This is a genomic window from Oleiphilus sp. HI0086, from assembly GCF_001635225.1.
Genome location: NZ_LWFZ01001342.1, coordinates 1 through 599 on the forward strand (window position 1 = coordinate 1; position 599 = coordinate 599).

Here is a 599-nt window from a genome sequence, read left to right on the forward strand (position 1 = left end):
TACACGATTCTTACTTGTATAAGCATAGCAAAGATCGAAGCTAATGCTTTGCCTATTGACTCTCTCTGTAAATATGGCGAATACATGATTTGTCGCTTATCCTTTAGTGAACACATTTCATTTAGAGTCGTCAGCATTGAACGCGAAGTATTCCCTACATAAACAGGATTCCTCGGAAGAGGCTATGAACCAGGAGGGTAAAGTTAGTCAACCCACCTCGCCTGTGGGGAAGTTTGACCGTTTTGTTGATGCCTGCATTCCTGAAGCTGTGCGCGCCGATTCATCGCAAGCTCTCCAAGCCAGAACACTCATTATTTTCGTGTTAATACTGAGCTTCTTTTCAATTGTTGGTATGACATTCACTTTAATGGTAGAACAGAGCTTGCCTTGGGAGCGAGTTCTAACCATGTTCCTGATCGCACTGCAGCCCGTTTCTTTGTTGATTATGTGGAAAAAGCAACACTTACGAGGGGCGGCCTTATTCTTTCTCGCTCTTAGCTTAATTCTGGTCTGCTATGTAGATTTTATGAATAGGTCTTTAGAGGGACCTGCAAGCGTCTTATGGGTTTTACCTTATGCAATGGCGGCTATGTTAGTTG

1 protein-coding gene is annotated in these 599 nt (G+C 43.2%); it reads left to right on the forward strand.

The genetic code is table 11. The features are described from left to right. Positions 1-184: 184 nt before the first annotated feature. Positions 185-599 (forward strand): hypothetical protein (locus A3756_RS23170; protein ID WP_156490717.1); only part of this gene is annotated, 415 nt, incomplete at its 3' end.